The organism is Mycobacterium sp. UM_CSW, from assembly GCF_000455205.1.
Classification (GTDB): Bacteria; Actinomycetota; Actinomycetes; order Mycobacteriales; family Mycobacteriaceae; genus Mycobacterium.
The window spans coordinates 1-16,536 of record NZ_AUWQ01000079.1 but is presented as its reverse complement, the minus strand read 5'-3'; the positions used below and the strand labels follow the sequence as shown (position 1 = coordinate 16,536).

General features: G+C 68.5%; 11 protein-coding genes and 1 pseudogene. 5 read left to right on the top strand and 7 right to left on the bottom strand.

What is annotated here, in order from left to right:
- Positions 1-58: 58 nt before the first annotated feature.
- Positions 59-976, bottom strand: coding sequence for an enoyl-CoA hydratase (locus N415_RS23760; RefSeq protein WP_068107772.1), 918 nt, complete (start codon positions 974-976; stop codon positions 59-61).
- Between the two features lie 245 nt (positions 977-1,221).
- Here N415_RS23760 and N415_RS23755 point away from each other — a divergent pair, with 245 nt between their 5' ends.
- From N415_RS23755 to N415_RS23745, 4 genes are all read left to right on the top strand, one after another.
- Positions 1,222-2,712 (top strand): FAD-dependent oxidoreductase, encoded by a 1,491-nt coding sequence (locus tag N415_RS23755; protein WP_068187310.1) that lies wholly within the window; start codon positions 1,222-1,224, stop codon positions 2,710-2,712.
- A gap of 57 nt (positions 2,713-2,769) precedes the next feature.
- Positions 2,770-2,934: a hypothetical protein gene (locus tag N415_RS31665; RefSeq protein WP_142281923.1), complete on the top strand. Its 165-nt coding sequence runs from the start codon at positions 2,770-2,772 to the stop codon at positions 2,932-2,934.
- Positions 2,935-4,395: a trehalose-6-phosphate synthase gene (locus tag N415_RS23750; protein WP_068187309.1), complete on the top strand. Its 1,461-nt coding sequence runs from the start codon at positions 2,935-2,937 to the stop codon at positions 4,393-4,395. It begins immediately after the preceding gene.
- Between the two features lie 925 nt (positions 4,396-5,320).
- Positions 5,321-6,730, top strand: coding sequence for a PE family protein (locus N415_RS23745; RefSeq protein ID WP_068187308.1), 1,410 nt, complete (start codon positions 5,321-5,323; stop codon positions 6,728-6,730).
- Here N415_RS23745 and N415_RS23740 read toward each other — a convergent pair.
- The gene (locus tag N415_RS23740) at positions 6,727-9,903 is read right to left on the bottom strand and encodes an adenylate/guanylate cyclase domain-containing protein (protein ID WP_068187305.1); all 3,177 of its coding nucleotides are present in this window, start codon (positions 9,901-9,903) and stop codon (positions 6,727-6,729) included. The two genes, N415_RS23745 and N415_RS23740, sit on opposite strands and share 4 nt — an antisense overlap.
- Before the next feature lie 146 nt (positions 9,904-10,049).
- Between N415_RS23740 and N415_RS23735 the strand changes: the two genes are divergently transcribed.
- A complete protein-coding gene (locus tag N415_RS23735) occupies positions 10,050-10,418 on the top strand; it encodes a hypothetical protein (RefSeq protein WP_068187304.1) in 369 nt (122 codons plus the stop codon).
- Here N415_RS23735 and N415_RS23730 read toward each other — a convergent pair.
- The 5 genes and pseudogenes from N415_RS23730 to N415_RS23710 form a co-directional block, all read right to left on the bottom strand.
- The gene (locus N415_RS23730; protein ID WP_068187389.1) at positions 10,415-12,775 is read right to left on the bottom strand and encodes a RelA/SpoT family protein; all 2,361 of its coding nucleotides are present in this window, start codon (positions 12,773-12,775) and stop codon (positions 10,415-10,417) included. The two genes, N415_RS23735 and N415_RS23730, sit on opposite strands and share 4 nt — an antisense overlap.
- A gap of 62 nt (positions 12,776-12,837) precedes the next feature.
- Positions 12,838-13,368, bottom strand: coding sequence for an adenine phosphoribosyltransferase (locus tag N415_RS23725; RefSeq protein ID WP_239645678.1), 531 nt, complete (start codon positions 13,366-13,368; stop codon positions 12,838-12,840).
- 7 nt (positions 13,369-13,375) lie between these two features.
- The gene (locus N415_RS23720) at positions 13,376-14,977 is read right to left on the bottom strand and encodes an ABC transporter substrate-binding protein (RefSeq protein WP_239645681.1); all 1,602 of its coding nucleotides are present in this window, start codon (positions 14,975-14,977) and stop codon (positions 13,376-13,378) included.
- Between the two features lie 62 nt (positions 14,978-15,039).
- A complete protein-coding gene (secF, locus tag N415_RS23715) occupies positions 15,040-16,290 on the bottom strand; it encodes a protein translocase subunit SecF (protein ID WP_068187302.1) in 1,251 nt (416 codons plus the stop codon).
- A 3-nt stretch (positions 16,291-16,293) separates the two neighbouring features.
- A pseudogene (locus N415_RS23710) lies at positions 16,294-16,536 on the bottom strand (protein translocase subunit SecD); the annotation flags it as partial.

The following is a 16,536-nucleotide window of genomic DNA, read 5'->3' as shown; positions in this document are numbered from 1 at the left end:
CCGAAACTGAAACGAGTTCTAGCATAGGCGAGCGGTCACAGCCGCCCCACGGGTCACGCTAGGGCGTATCGCGGCGGGCGATCTGCGTGGGCTTCGCGTCGCGCCAGTCCTCGACGTCGGGTGGCAGGCCGACCGCATACCTGTTCTCGTTGTGGGCGGCCCAGTGCGCGTGGCCCAGCTCGTGAATGTGGAACGCGTGCCGCAGCGCCTCGGTGAATCCCATCGCGTCGGAGGCAGCGTTCACCGAGTCCTTGACGAGCAGCGCCGCCATCGTGGGCCGGTCGGCGATGCGCCGGGCGAACTCCAGCGTCTTCTCCGCCAGCTCGTCGACCGGGAACACCTTCGACACCATGCCCAACCGGTAGGCCTCGTCGGCGTCCAGCGCATCGCCGGTCAACAGCAGCTCCTTGGCCTTGCGCGGCCCGAATTCCCAAGGGTGGGCGTAGTATTCGACGCCCGGCATCCCCAACCGCACCGCCACGACGTCGCTGAACTTCGCGTTGTCGGCGGCGACGATCAAGTCGCAGGCCCAGATCAGCATCAGCCCGGCCGAAATCGCGTTGCCCTGCACCTGGGCGATGGTGATCTTGCGCAAATCGCGCCAGCGGCACGTGTTCTGGAAGAAGTAGTGCCACTCCTGCAGATAGATCTTCTCCGCGATGGGATCGCGGGTGCCGCCGTTGATGCGGAAGCTGGGCAGCTGGCTGCGCTCGGCGATCGCCAACTCCGAGCCCAGGTCGTGGCCGGCGGAGAAGTTCTTGCCGCGCGCCGCCAGGATCACCACCCGCACGGTGTCGTCGGCCTCGGCGCGCAGGAACGCCTCGTCGAGCTGCACGAGCAGGCCGCGGCTCTGCGCGTTGTGGGCCTCGGGCCGGTTGAGCCAGATCCGGGCGATGCGGCCGTCGTCGAGGGTTTCATAGGCCACCAGCTGTTCGGCGTCGGTCGCTTGTGTGCCGGCTTGGTCGGAGAGTGTCATTCCGCCCACCTACCTTTGGTCATCGGGGTCATGGGGCTCGTTACAAGTTGGCGTCGATCCGTAAATGCCGGGCCGACCCTCTGCACATTACGGCCACCGCCGAAGGCGCTGATCGCGGGGTGGATCCGGCGCTAGCCGACGCGCTGATGAAGCCGCGATGGAATCCTATCTGATTAGCGAGAACTGTCCCGAATGCGCGGCCACCCGCGTAACGTAATCGCCTTCCCAACTGTGCGGGAGCGACGATGGCCCAATTGGAATCCGATTTCTGCGTCGTGGGTGCGGGATATGCCGGGCTGACCGCCGCTTACCGCCTCCATCAAGCCGGGCATTCGGTCACAGTGCTCGAGGCCGGACCGCGCATCGGCGGGCGGACCTGGTCGGCCCAACTGTCCGACGGCACGCTGTTCGAGATCGGTGGCCAATGGGTCGGCGACGAACAGGCGCAGCCCGACGTCCGGCGGCTCATGGATGAATTCGGGATCGAGGCGTATCAGCAATGGGACCAAGGCAAGACGGTATTCGTCGACTCCTCCAACAACGTCCACACCTACGACGCCCACGATTCCAATCCCCTCAAGGCGCTGCCGCCAATTTCGATAACGGCCAAATTGGACCTTGGCAAAGCCATCCTCAGCATGGAGAAGATGTCCGAAGCCGTTAACCCCGACGCGCCGTGGGAAGACAACAAATTCTCGTTCACGGTGAGCCTGGGGCCCAGCACCACGCGGGAGGCGGACCAGATGACGGTCCAGTCGTGGTTCGAATTGAACGTGCTGACCAAGGACGCCAGGGCGCTGCTGGGCGCCGCGATCGTCGGCTACACCGGAGTGGAGCTGGGTGCGTGTTCGCTGCTGCACTGGCTTTTCGTGCTCAAGACCTACCGAAGCAAGCTGTTCAACATGAGCGGTCAGGCGCCGGGCCAAGCGCAGCAGTATCGGGTGCGGGGCGGAATGCAGCAAATGGCGGACCGGATCATGGCCGAACTGGGTCCGGCCGCGGTGCATGTCGATGCGCCGGTGCGCCAGATTTCGCAGGACGCAAACGGCGTCGCCGTCGGCGCGGACAAAGTCAGCGTCCGGGCGCGCCGCGTCGTCGTCGCGACGAATATCTCGATGACGAACTTCATCCGTTTCGATCCGATCCTGCCGCCCGATCGCGCGCAGTTGCAGCACCGGGTGCCGACGGGTTCATTCTGGAAAATCTGGCTCTGTTACGACGAGGCGTTCTGGCGCAAACGCGGACTGGTCGGCGAGTCCATCTCGATCTATCCCGGCGACTACAGCGTCAATGCGCGCGAATCCGGGTTGGACGAAAACAGCGACAAGCCCGGCTTGATGAGCGTTTTCTTGGCGGCGGATAAAGCCCGCGACTTCAACCGCATGACGCGAGGCGAACGCAAAGCGCAGATCCTGAGCGAGATGTCCCATCGATTCGGCCCGGACGGCGGCCTGCTGTCCGAAGAGATCACGTTCCCCGCGGTTTCGCCGCAGAACCCCGAGCCCGATTCCTACTTCGAGTTCAACTGGTCGATGGATGAATGGACCCGCGGGGATTTCGCGGGCTGCATGGGCCCGGGGGTCTGGACGGGTTCCGGGTTCGGCCCCGCGGTGCGCGAGCCCGTCGGCCGCGTGCACTGGGCCGGCGTCGACACCTGCACGTACCCGTACCACTGCGTCAGCGGCGCGGTGCAGTCGGGCGAGCGGGCCGCCAAGGAGGTGCTCGCCGCGGACTAAATCGCAGGTGGGGGCGGTTCGCTGCGAGCGAATATCGACGTCGCCTACAGTTGTCTTATGCCTACGAAATCTGATCCTGGCGAACTCGGCGATGTGGAGCCCCTGGCCGACAGCACCGCGAGCCAGGCCAGGCGGGTGGTCGCCGCGTACGCGAACGACGCCGACGAGTGCCGTGTCTTCCTGTCCATGCTGGGTATCGGACCGGCAAAACACGACACCTAAATGACTCCCAGCGGGGGCCAGCAATTCGGCAATTCCGATTTCGTAGTGGTGGCCAATCGGCTGCCGGTCGACCTCGAGCGCCTTCCCGACGGCACCACCGCCTGGAAACGCAGCCCCGGCGGCTTGGTCACGGCCCTCGAGCCGCTGCTGCGTCGCCGGCGCGGCGCGTGGGTCGGGTGGCCGGGGGTCGCCGATGACGACGACGAGCTGGATTACGAGCCCGTCGTCCAGGACGACCTCCATCTGCACCCCGTGCGGCTGACCTCCGACGACGTCGCCGAGTACTACGAGGGATTCTCGAACGCCACGCTGTGGCCGCTGTACCACGACGTCATCGTCAAACCCATCTACCACCGCGAATGGTGGGACCGCTACGTCGACGTCAACCGCCGCTTCGCCGAGGCCACGTCGCGCGCCGCGGCCCGCGGGGCGACCGTGTGGGTGCAGGACTACCAGCTGCAGCTGGTTCCCAAGATGCTTCGCGAACTGCGGCCCGACCTGACCATCGGTTTCTTCCTGCACATTCCGTTCCCGCCGGTGGAGCTGTTCATGCAGCTGCCGTGGCGCACCGAGATCGTCGAGGGCCTACTCGGGGCCGACCTGGTCGGCTTCCACCTGCCCGGGGGTGCGCAGAATTTCCTGTTCCTGTCCCGGCAGCTGATCGGGGTCAACACCTCCCGCGGAGCCGTCGGGGTGCGGTCGCGATTCGGCGAGGTGGAGCTGCCGTCGCGCACCGTGCGGGTGGGCGCCTTTCCGATCTCGATCGACTCCGCCGCGCTCGACCATGCGGCCCGCGACCGCGACGTGCGCCGCCGGGCGCGAGAGATCCGCGCCGAGCTCGGCAACCCGCGCAAGATCCTGCTCGGCGTCGACCGGCTCGACTACACCAAGGGCATCGACGTTCGGCTGAAGGCCTTCTCGGAGCTGCTCGCCGAGGGCCGCGCGAAACGCGACGACACCGTGCTGGTTCAGCTCGCGACACCCAGCCGCGAACGCGTGGAGAGCTACCAGATCCTGCGCAACGACATCGAGCGCGAGGTCGGCCACATCAACGGCGAATACGCCGAGGTGGGTCATCCGGTGGTGCACTACCTGCATCGGCCGGTCCCCCGTGACGAGCTCATCGCGTTCTTCGTGGCAAGCGACGTCATGCTGGTGACCCCGCTGCGCGACGGGATGAACCTGGTGGCCAAGGAGTACGTGGCCTGCCGCAGCGATCTCGGCGGCGCGCTGGTCCTCTCCGAATTCACCGGTGCCGCAGCCGAACTCAGGCAGGCGTACCTGGTGAACCCGCACGACACCGATGGCGTCAAGGACGTGATCGAAGCGGCGCTCAACCAGTCCCCCGAGGAGGGACGGCGCCGCATGCGCGCGCTGCGACGGCAGGTGCTCGCGCACGACGTGGACCGCTGGGCGCGCTCGTTCCTCGATGCGCTCGCCGAGTCGCATCCCCACGCCTGAAACTAGACACGCTGGGCTGAACGCGGCCGCGCTCACCCATATCCGGCCGCCGCCGCGGCTGGTTGGCCACCCGGTAAAACGCGTGGCAGTTTCAACGAAAACCGCTAGTGAAAACGGTCTTGTTTGCTGACAAAACTCTCTGGCGCTCCGCTATTTGCCGACCGGCCAAAGCGGCCGCAGCGCCGCCCACTGCCGGCTAAATCGCTGAAGATGTCTTGATTAGCTTACCGAACCGGTCGTACGATGCGAACCTGCCTATCGATGGGAGCGTTCGAATCGAAATCAATTCCGAGTCGTAAGTGATCGCGGCCCCATAACCACTTCCGGAGGCGGCAGTTCCTCTAAGGGCCGCCTTTCGTCCGTTCGCACGCCCCGGAAGTCGTGCGAATCTTCACATGAAGCGCTGTCGATGCGTGTGACGCACTAATATTGCCGTACGCAAGTCTCCGCTGAGCCCGGGAACCATTCAATTGGTCCGTTGAGCAGGCGATTTACATACTTCAAAATTGCGGATCGCCAGGCAGGAAAGCGGCATGGCTGCGACAGGTCGTCCGGCAGTAGGAAGTCATCGATTCCCTAGCGGTAATAACCGGTGCGCGGTAGAGAATTATTGGCCGCCGTCACCACCCGCGGTCGTCTGTTTGGTTTGACCTGCGCGAAGACAGTTGTCGAAGGCGGCCAGTTCGAGTTGGAGCCGGCGCCAGCATGCCGGCGCAAATTGTCGACCCGCTATAGCCGCCCAACGAATATAAGCGCCGTACCTACAACGGAGACTCCTGGCGCCCGCGACCTTGGCAAAGCCAGCTCGGACCAAGATCTTCAATAAAACAGTGGAATTTGCTGTAATGACAGCGATACGCTGCTTTCGTTTCTGATTTTCCTCGGTGACCAAACGGGCGAATGCCGAACTGTCGGGAGGTACGGAATGTCTTTTGTGATCGCGGTGCCGGAGACGGTGACAACGGCGGCGACAGATTTGGCGGGCATCGGGTCCGCGATCAGCGCGGCCAACGCGGCCGCGGCGTCGCCCACCACCAAGGTTTTGGCTGCGGGCGCGGACGAAGTGTCGGCGGGTATCGCGGTCGTGTTCGGCGAGCACGCCCAGGCATTCCAGTCAATCAGCGCCCAGGCGACGGCCTTTCACGACCAGTTCGTCAACGCCCTCACTTCCGCCGCGGGAGCGTACGGGGCGGCCGAGGCCGCCAACGTCTCACCGCTGCAGATCCTCCAGCACGACGTGCTGGGCGTGATCAACGCACCCACCGAAGCGCTGTTCAAACGCCCATTGATCGGCAACGGCGCCACTGGGCAAACCATCAACGGGGTGGGGCAGCCCGGCGGGGCCGGCGGAATCTTGTTTGGCAACGGCGGTGCCGGTGGGAACGGCACCAATCCCGGCGCGCCCGGCGGCGCGGGCGGGCACGCCGGCCTCATCGGCAACGGCGGCCGAGGCGGGCAGGGCGGGACGGGCGGGACGGGCGGCGTCGGCGGCCGGGGCGGGTGGCTGATCGGGTCCGGCGGCGCAGGCGGGGCCGGGGGGATCGCCACGGCCGTCGGCGGAACTGGCGGCATGGGTGGGGCGGGCGGCAACGCCCCGATGCTCGGCCACGGCGGCGCGGGCGGAGCCGGCGGAAGCGATGCCAACGGTTTCGGCGGTTACGGCGGCGCCGGCGGCAGCGGCGGGTGGCTACAAGGCTCCGGCGGCAGCGGCGGGGCGGGTGGGGCCGGCGATACCGCCGGCGGTTTGGGTGGTAACGCTGGCAACGGCGGTTGGTTGCAGGGCAACGGCGGCACCGGCGGGGCCGGCGGGAGCGCTACCGGCGCCAACGGGATAGGCGGTTTCGGTGGCCACGGCGGCAAGGGCGCGTGGCTGCACGGCAACGGCGGCACCGGCGGGACCGGCGGGGACGCCACCGGAGCGGGTGGACACGGCGGCAGCGGCGGCGACGCGGGCACCGCCGGGGTGTTCGGCAACGGTGGTCACGGCGGCCAGGGCGGCTCCGCGTTCCTCGGCACCGGCGGGAACGGCGGCAATAGCGGCAACAGCGGGATCATCGGCGACGGCGGCAACGGCGGCGACGGCGGGGCCGGCCTTGTCGGCGGCCGCGGGGCCGACGGCGGCAACGTCAAGCTGTTGGGCGACGGCGGTGCCGGCGGCGCCGGCGGAGACGGCGCGACGACCAGCGGCAACGGCGGCAACGGCGGCAACGCCGTAGCGATCCTCGGCGCCGGCGGCAACGGCGGCAACGCCGGGCTTGGCACGACCGCGGGCACCCCCGGCAGCGGCGGCACCATCACGCTGCTCGGCGCACCCGGGCTGAATGGCTTGCCCTAACCACACATCTTCTGAGCCCAGGCGATGTGTCCTTCGTAGCCGAGCGATTCCGCCATGGCGCGACAGCGATCCCGGTAATCGCGGTAGGCGGAATCGTCGCCGCGGGCACGGGCCAGCAGGGCGCGCAGCCGCAGCAGCCAGGCGTCGCGTATCACCAGTCCGTCATCGGCTGGCGCAGCCGCCAACCGCTTGATCGCGGCCTCGGCTTCGGCCACGTCGGCGTCGGTCCCGCGGTCGAGCAGTGTCTCCACCAGAACACCCGTCGCGGGAATGCCATACACCAGCAGCTGTCCCTCGCGGAACACATGGTCGGCGGCGGCGCGCATCAACCGGATGGCCTCATCGCGATCTCCACCTCGAGCCCTCTCCCGTGCCGAGTAGACATTGAGGAGCGGCAGCGTGGATAAGCCCCATCCCATGCGCAGGAGCATCTCGCTGACGTCGGTCAGTAGCTTGTGTCCCCGAGCACGCTCGACGGCCGTGTGGCGGTGCACCAGCGCCATGCCCAGCGTTTGCCGGGCTTGGGCCACGGCGACGTCATCACCTGATCGTTCGACGTCCTGTAGGGCATCCTCGATCTCGCGCACCGCGCGATCGTCGGGCCGCAGCACGCCGTACGGTATCCCACCGAAGTAGACCCAGCAGACAACCCACGCGTAGGTCCCGGGGTCGGCGCTGCGGGCCGTAGCGAGCCCGTGCCGTATTTCGTCGCGCCACCCGGGACTACCCAGCAAACACCGGGCAATCCCCCGCGCCATCAAGGCGATCGCCAACGGGGACCCGACAATGAAGTTGCCTTTCAACGGGTCACCGTCGGCCAGCTCGATGACCCGCTGCGACCAGCGCAGGATTTCACCGAACTCGGCGGTTTCCGCCTTGGCGTAGATCGCTAGGGGAGACAGCCCCAACATGAGGGTCGGATCGCCGATGGATTCGATGAGGGCCATCTGTTCGGATGCCAGCCCCGACGCCTCGCGCACCCGGTCTTCAAACCCGTAATCGACCACCAGCCCGGCCATCCCGATGGCCAGCGACGCCTTGTCCCCGGCGGCGGTGCACAACTCCCGTAATTCGTCAAACCGGTCCCCGGCAACCCGCTCGTGGACTCGGAAGGCGATCCCGCACAGCATGGTGCGCGGGGCGATGCGCATGGCCGCCCGGTTGGGGTCCTCGGCGGGCAGTGCATCGGCGACCCTTTGGGCACGCTCCCAACTCAGCCACGCCGACGCGAAGTCGCGGTTGGTCGCCCAGGCTGCGGCGCGCATGTGCCAGCCGTAGGCGGCATACGCATCGCCGGCGGCCTCCAGGTGTTCGGCGATCAGGGCGGCATTTTCCTCGGTGGCGGCCGGGTCACCTGATTCAATGGCGGCCGCGACGCGCCGGTGCAACTCGGCGCGGTCCGATTTGAGCTGTGACTCGTAGGCCACCGCACGGATCAGCGGGTGGCGGAAGGCGTACTCGGCGGGTGGGGTGGGCCGTACCTGATCGATGAGCTCCGCGCCCAGCGGCTCGTCGAGTACCGCATCGATGCCCAACGCGTCTAGCAGGTCGGTCGCGAACCGTGCGCCGATCACCGACGCCGCGTGCACCGTCCGCTTGGCCGATGTGCTCAGGCGGTCGATGCGCGCCTCGATGGCCGTGTGCACCGTGGCCGGCACGCTCACCTCGGCCACATCGACCTGGCGCACATAGCCACCACGCTCGCCTGCCAACGCGCCGCTTTGGGCCAGATCGCGCACCATCTCCTCGGCGAAAAACGGGTTCCCGGCGGCCCGTTCCGCGAGCGCATCCGCTAGCTCGCCGACCGACGGATCCGAGCCCAGCAGCTCACCGATCAGCGCTGCGGTGTCCGAATCACCAAGGGGGGCAAGCGTTATCGTCTGCGCGGCAGGCACCCGCGTCAAGGCTCCCTGGTATTCGGGGCGGGCGGTGAGCAACACCATCGACGAGGTTTGCGCGATGACCGTGAGGAAGTCGGCCAGCATCGACTCGCTGACCGTGTCGATCCACTGGGCATCCTCGATGATCAACAGCGCCGGTCGCGTGCTGGCCAGCGACGCGGCGTTGATCAAGGCGGTCAACCGGCGGCGGCGCGCATCCGGGTCGATGGCGGGCAGCGGCACCTCGGGATCGGCGATGCCGAGCAGATCCTCAAGCAGCAGCAGATCCTGGGGGTCGGCGTTCGGCAGCTGCTCCCGCACTCGGGCGCGGGCGGCCTCGGCGCCGAGGTCGGCCACGCCGGTGCGCGAGCGCAGCAGCTGGGCGACCACACGGAAGGGAACATCACCGGCGTGGGATTCGCAGTAGGTCCAAAACACCTCGACACCGCGACCGGCCGCCACGGCCGCGGTCTCGCGGGCCGTCCGGCTCTTGCCGATGCCCGGCGGCCCCACCACAGCCACCACACCACCATGGCCGCTGATCGCGCGGTCCACCAGCGCGCCAAGAGCCGCCATTTCCCGGCTGCGACCGACCAGCCTTGCCTCAGCGCGTCCGACCGGCCCATGCCGTGGACCGATTCCGATGAGCCGGCGCGTGCGCACCGGTTGGTCGATGCCCTTGACGTGCACCCACTCGGGTTCGGTCAGCGTGGCGGCATGCTCGACCAGCCGTGCCGTCGACTCCGACAACATCACTCCGCCTGGCGGCGCCACCGACTGCATCCGCTCGGCGAACCCGACCGGCTGGCCGGTCGCGGCGTACCTCGGCGACCCCGAGCCGATCTCACCGGCGATCACCCGTCCCGAATTCAGGCCCACCCGCAACCGCAACGGCACGCCATCGCGGCGGGCTACCTCCTCCGCCAGCCGGTTCACCTCGTCCTGGATCGCCAGCGCCGCCAGACACGCCCGAAAAGCGTGATCCTCCAACGCAACTGGCGCCCCGAACAGGGCCATCAGCCCGTCACCGTAGTATTCGACCGTGCCGCCGTAGCGGCGCACGGCCGCGGCAGACCGCTCGACGGCTTCGGTCATGATCTCGCGCCACCGCTCCATGTCCAGCGCAGTCGCGATGTCCATCGAGCGCACCATGTCGGCGAACAGCACCGTCACCTGCTTGTATTCCGCCGTTGTGTCGGGCACCGCGACCGGAGACCCGCACGCATTGCAGAATTTCGAATTCGGCGGCAATTCGATACCGCACGCACCGCAAGCCAATCCCGCCGCCGTCATGGCAGTACCACCTATCGCGGTCAAACCCCGATCCGCCAAGAATAGGGGCGTTTGGCGGCGAATAACACGCTCAATCCCGTGCGAGTGGGCTAGGCGCGACCGCACGGGGTACCCGAAGGCTTCCGCACGAGTATGAGGAGGGGGTCATGGCCACCAGTAGCGCCGTGGAGATCCGGTTCGGTGCACCGGAAAACGTGTTGGAAGTCCAGGTGGGCGCCGTCGAAGTCGACGTGCCACGGTCTGTCGGCTACTTCGGCGGCCTGGTGGTGGCGACCGGGCTGGGCCTGATCGAGCCGCCGCTGGCGCTGTTCATCGCGGCGGTCCCGCTCTTCAAGGTGTTGACGCACACCGCGCTGCCCAAGGCGGTCCGCGTCGTCGGCGAGGTGCTCGAGGGGGCGGCCAAACCGGTTGGCAGCGACGCGGAGGGCGTGATCGTGTTGGAGGACGAGGGACAGTCCCACACCGAGGTCGTCAGGATCCCGGTGCAGCGCAAGCGGGCGGCCAGCCGGCGCTAAGCGGCGGAAGTCACGCGGTACACGTCGTACACGCCCTCGACGTTCCGCACGACGTTGAGCAAGTGGCCCAGATGCTTAGGGTCGCCCATCTCGAAGGTGAACCGGCTGATCGCAACCCGGTCGCCCGAGGTGGTGACCGACGCCGACAGGATGTTGACCTTCTCGTCGGCCAGCACCCGGGTGATGTCCGAGAGCAACCGGTGCCGGTCGAGCGCCTCGACCTGGATGGCCACCAGGAACACCGACGACGCCGACGGCGCCCACAGCACCTCGATGATGCGCTCGGCCTGCTGCTGCAGCGACGCGGCGTTGGTGCAGTCGGTGCGGTGCACGCTGACCCCGCCGCCGCGGGTGACGAACCCCATGATCTGGTCGCCGGGCACCGGCGTGCAGCACTTGGCCAGCTTGGTCAGCACGCCCGGGGCGCCGGGGACCGAGACGCCGACGTCGTCGCTGCTGCGCGGGCGACGCAGCATGGTGGTCGGCGTGGACCGCTCGGCGAGTTCCTCCTCGGCCTGGTCGATTCCGCCGAGCTCGGCCAGCAGCCGCTGCACGACGTGGCGCGCGGACACATGCCCCTCACCGATCGCGGTGTACAGCGCGGACACGTCGGCGTAGTGCAGTTCGCGGGCCACCGCAGCCATCGACTCGCCATTCACCAAGCGCTGCAACGGAAGTCCGCCACGGCGCACCTCGCGCGCCATCGCGTCCTTGCCGGCCTCGAGCGCCTCCTCGCGGCGCTCCTTGGCGAACCACTGGCGGATCTTGGTCTTCGCGCGCGGGGACACCACGAACTGCTGCCAGTCCCGCGACGGCCCCGCGTTGGGCGCCTTGGACGTGAAAACCTCGACGACTTCGCCGTTTTCGAGCTTGCGTTCCAGCGCCACCAGGCGCCCGTTCACCCGGGCGCCGATGCAGCGGTGACCGACCTCGGTGTGCACGGCGTACGCGAAGTCCACCGGCGTCGACCCGGTCGGCAGCGTGATGACGTCGCCCTTGGGCGTGAAGACGAAGATCTCCTGGACCGCAAGGTCATAGCGCAGCGACTCCAGGAACTCGCCGGGGTCGGCGGCCTCCCGTTGCCAGTCGAGCAGCTGGCGCATCCAGGCCATGTCGTCGATCTCGGCGGCGGCGTGCGGATGCGGAACTCCGTTGCGGCCCTTGGCTTCCTTGTAGCGCCAGTGCGCGGCGATGCCGTACTCGGCGGTGCGGTGCATGTCACGGGTGCGGATCTGCACCTCCAGCGGCTTGCCCTCCGGCCCGACGACGGTGGTGTGCAGCGACTGGTACACCCCGTAACGCGGCTGAGCGATGTAGTCCTTGAACCGGCCCGCCATCGGCTGCCACAGCGAGTGGACCACGCCGACGGCGGCGTAGCAGTCCCGGATCTCGTCGCACAGGATGCGGATGCCGACCAGGTCGTGGATGTCGTCGAAGTCGCGGCCCTTGACGATCATCTTCTGGTAGATCGACCAGTAGTGCTTGGGGCGGCCCTCGACGGTCGCCTTGATCTTCGACGCACCCAGCGTGTTGACGATCTCGGTGCGGACCTTGGCCAGGTAGGTGTCGCGCGACGGCGCGCGCCCGGCGACCAGCCGCACGATCTCCTCGTACTTCTTGGGGTGCAGGATAGCGAACGACAGGTCTTCCAGCTCCCACTTGACACTGGCCATACCCAGCCGATGGGCAAGGGGCGCAATGACTTCCAGCGTCTCGCGGGCCTTGCGGGCCTGCTTCTCCGGCGGCAGGAAGCGCATGGTGCGCATGTTGTGCAGCCGGTCGGCGACCTTGATCACCAGCACCCGGGGGTCGCGCGCCATGGCGGTGATCATCTTGCGGATGGTCTCGCCCTCGGCCGCGCTGCCCAGCACGACGCGGTCCAGCTTGGTCACGCCGTCGACGAGGTGGCCCACCTCTTCGCCGAACTCCTCCGACAGCTGCTCCAGCGTGTAGCCGGTGTCCTCGACGGTGTCGTGCAGCAGCGCGGCCACCAAAGTGGTGGTGTCCATGCCCAATTCGGCCAGGATGTTGGCGACGGCCAGCGGGTGGGTGATGTACGGGTCACCGGAGTGGCGCAACTGCGTGGCGTGCCGCTCGTCGGCGACCTCGAACGCCCGCTGCAGCAGCTGCAAGTTGGCCTTGGGATAGATCTCCCGGTGCACCGCCACCAGCGGCTCGAGCACGGGGTTCAGCGCGCTGCGCTGGGCGGTCATCCGCCGCGCCAGCCGGGCGCGCACCCGGCGCGAGGCGCTGCTGGAAGTCTTCAGCGTCTCGGTCGGCGCCTCCGACGGCTCGACGACCGGCGTCTCTTCGATCGGCGGCGCGACGGCCTGGGTCGTGCTCTGGTCGTCCGCCACGATTGTCACCTCCGACGTCGAGGATATCTCCAAAGTCCGTTCTCCCGGCCCGGTCGAGTGTGCTAGGCCCTGCTCAGGCTGTGCACGGGCAGCGGCGCGACGGCCTCGCGACCGCCCAGCGCGACGATTTCCACCACCACCGCGGCCGCGGTCACGTGCGCCCCGGCGCGCTCCAGCAGCCGGGTGGCCGCGCCCAGGGTGCCGCCGGTGGCCAGCACGTCGTCTATGACGACAACGTCGCGGCCGCGCAGGTCGATCCCGTCGGCCGGGATCTCGAGGGTGGCGCTGCCGTATTCCAGGTCGTAGCGCTCGGCGTGCACCGGCGGCGGCAGCTTGCCCGCCTTGCGGATGGCCAGCACACCGGTGCCCAGCCGGCCTGCGACCGCCGCGGCCACCAGGAACCCGCGGGAGTCGATGCCGGCCACCAGGTCGGCGCCGGACGCGATCTCGGCCAGTGCGTCGACGACCGCGTTCATCCCGTCCCGGTCGGCGAACAGCGGGGTGAGGTCCTTGAACTGCACGCCGGGCTGCGGAAAGTCGGCGACGTCCCGCGTCAGCGACGCGATCACCGCAGCCACCGGAGCGCCCGTCACTCGAGCCTCACTGTATTAAGGCCCATCGATCCATGTTCCAGCCGGCTCCCCACCGGGTCGGGTTCCTGCTCACGGCGTACATCTTCTTCGATGTCAGCAGCGTGCGTTGCTGCCGGTACAGCGGCAGGGTCGGCATGTCGGCCCACAGCGGCGGGGCCGCCTGCGCCAGCAGCCGGACCCGCTCGGCCGGGTCGGCCGACACCGCCAGCGCGCTGATCGCGCCGTCGACCTGGGGGTTGTTGTAGCCCGACAGATTGTTGCCGTTGCCGCTGTGCAGCGCGTAGGCGTCCATGGCCGACGACCCGGTCGACCCGCTGCCGGTGGCCCCGCCGGTGCTGGCCAGCAGCACGTCGATCTTGCCGTCCCGCAGCGCCTGGGGCCCGGAGGTGTCCAGCGGGACGCTGGTGACGGTGATGCCGGCCGCCTCGCAGGACTTGGTGATCGACCCGACCGTCACCGCCAGCCGCGCGTTGGGCCCCTGGTAGCCGATCCGCACCGGCTGGGGCGCGCCGCCGAGGGCCTCGCGGGCGGCGGCGGGGTCGGCCTTGCCGAACGGACCGGCCTCGGCGGCGCCCTCACCGGCCGCGATGGCGTCCTCGGTGGCGGGCTGCAGGCGGGAATTGGCGATCGGCACCCCGGCGTCGTGCGCGATCGTGTCGCGGGGCGTGCACAACGCGAACGCGCGCCGGACCTTGGGCTGCGCCAGCGGTCCCTGCGGCGCGAAGATCAACTGCTCGATGCCGTCCGACGGCGCATCGGAACGCTCGTAGTTGTCGGGGGTGGCCAGCGCGCCGGAGGAGCCGGCGGCGACGTCGACGACGTCGACGCTGCGGTTGTTGACCCGGTCCTGGATGTCCGGCCCCTGGGGCCAGACGGTGATCCGCTTGGTCACCGCCTTGGGCCCCCACCACCGGTCGTTGGCGACGAGCACCACCGCGCCGCCGTCCAGGATGCGCTCGATCTTGTACGGGCCCGACGACGGGAAGCGCTTGAGGTCGACACCTGGCTTGAGGTCCCAGCCGGTATTCCACAGCTTGGCGATCTGCGCCACCACGGGCCCGTTGTTGCTCAGCAGCGCCGCGGTCACGTCCACGTTCAGCTGATCGGCGATCACGTGCGACGGCATGATCGTGGTCGCGGCGAACAGCTGGGCGTAGTCGACGACGGCGCGGTCCGGGACGAAGGACAACCTTGCCTTCTTCTGACCCGGGATGCACTCGACGTTGGCGACGTCGACGTAGCCGGCCTGGCTGGCGGCGTCGAAGCCGGGGAACCGGCCGGACTGGGCCGCCCACGCCAGCACCAGGTCGTCACAGGTCACCGGCTTGCCGTCGCTGTAGACGGCGTTGTCGGCGATCTGGTAGTCGAGGACCAGCGGCGAACCGCCCACGACCGAGACGGAGCCGAAGTCGCGGTCGGCGACGACCTGCCCGTCGGGGCCGTGATAGCCGAAGCCGGTCAGCGTGCGGGCGAACGCCTGCGCCCCCGCCGACGCGGCGCCGACGACGGTGTTGGTGTTGTAGCTGACCAGCGGGCCATCGACCACGTAGTCGACGTTCGAGGCGGCGCTGCCCGAGCACCCGGCCAACGCGAACGCCGCCAGCAGCATGCCGGCCAACGCAGCCGCCGCGGTCCCCCTCAGGTTCCCCCGGTCGGCCCGCAACATATGGCCTACCGCCGGCCCGCGTTTCGCTTGCCGGTCGGGCGCCGGGTTCCGGTGGGGCGCACCGGGCGCGCGCCGGGGGCCGGCTTGCTCGGCGCGGGTTTGGCGGGGGCCTCGGCGGCCTCGGTGGCCTTGTCCGCCTCGGTGGCTTCGGCTTCCTCGGTCGCCTCCGTCGGCTCTTCGGCGGCCGACTCGGAGATCTCGACGGCCGAGTCGTCGGAGCGCGCGCGCCGCTTAAGGACCCGGCGGGTGTGAGTGCGCACCAGCTCGGTGCGCTCGCGCAGGGTGACCAGCAGCGGGGTGGCGAAGAAGATCGACGAGTAGGTGCCCACCAGGATGCCGACCAGCTGGACCAGCGCCAGGTCCTTCAGCGTGCCGACGCCCAGCAGCCACACCGCCACGACCATCAGCGCCAGCACCGGCAGCACGCTGATCAGGCTGGTGTTGATCGAGCGCATGAACGTCTGGTTGATCGCCAGGTTGGCGTGCTCGGCGAAGGTGCGCCGGTTGGTGTGCTGGAAGTCGCGGGTGTTCTCCTCGACCTTGTCGAACACGATGACGGTGTCGTACAGCGAGAAACCCAGGATGGTCAGCAGCCCGATGACCGTGGCCGGGCTGACCTCGAAGCCGATCAGTGAATACACGCCGGCGGTGACGGTCAGGTCGAACACCATGGTGGTCAGCGCGGAGATCGCCATGTAGCGCTCGTAACGGATGGTGATGTACAGGCTGACCAGCGCCAGGAACACCACCAGCGCGATCAGCGCCTTCTTGGTGATCTGGTCACCCCAGGTCTCCGACACCGCCGAGTCGCTGATGGCCTGCTTGCTCGGCTTGCCGTCGTTGCCCTTCGGCTGGAAGGCGTCGAACAGCGCGTTGCGCAGCTTGGTGGTCTGGTCGTTGGTCAGCGTCTCCGACCGGATCTGCACGGTCGCCGAGGCGCCGTTGCCGACGATCACCACCGACTCGGCGTCCTTGCCGATGGTCTTGCGGAAGACCTCGGACACCTGCGCGGTCTGCGCTGTCCCCCGCGGCATCGACACCGTCGTGCCGCCCTTGAAGTCGATCCCGAAGGTGAAGCCGCGCAGCACGATGCTGATCAGCGCGATCGCGACGATCGCGCCGCTGATCCCGAACCACATCCGGCGCCGCCCGATCACCTCGAACGCGCCCGTGCCGGTGTAGAGCCGGGAAATGAAGCTGTGGTGCGGCAACTGGGCGCTGTCGGTCAGCGCGGTCGCATCCTTGGCGGCACTCATGCGCTATCCCCGTCCCGTCTTCACGTCCGCCGCGGCCCGGCGTTCCCGCGCGACCTGCTGCACGGCGCCCAGGCCGTTGTACGCCGGCTTGGCCAGCGTCGTGGACTGGGACGCCAGGTAGACCAGCGGCCAGGTCACCAGGAACACCACCACGGTGTCCAGCAGCGTGGTGAGGCCCAACGTAAAGGCGAACCCCCGCACCTGGCCGATGGCCAGGGCGTAGAGCACCGCGGCGGCCAGGAAGGT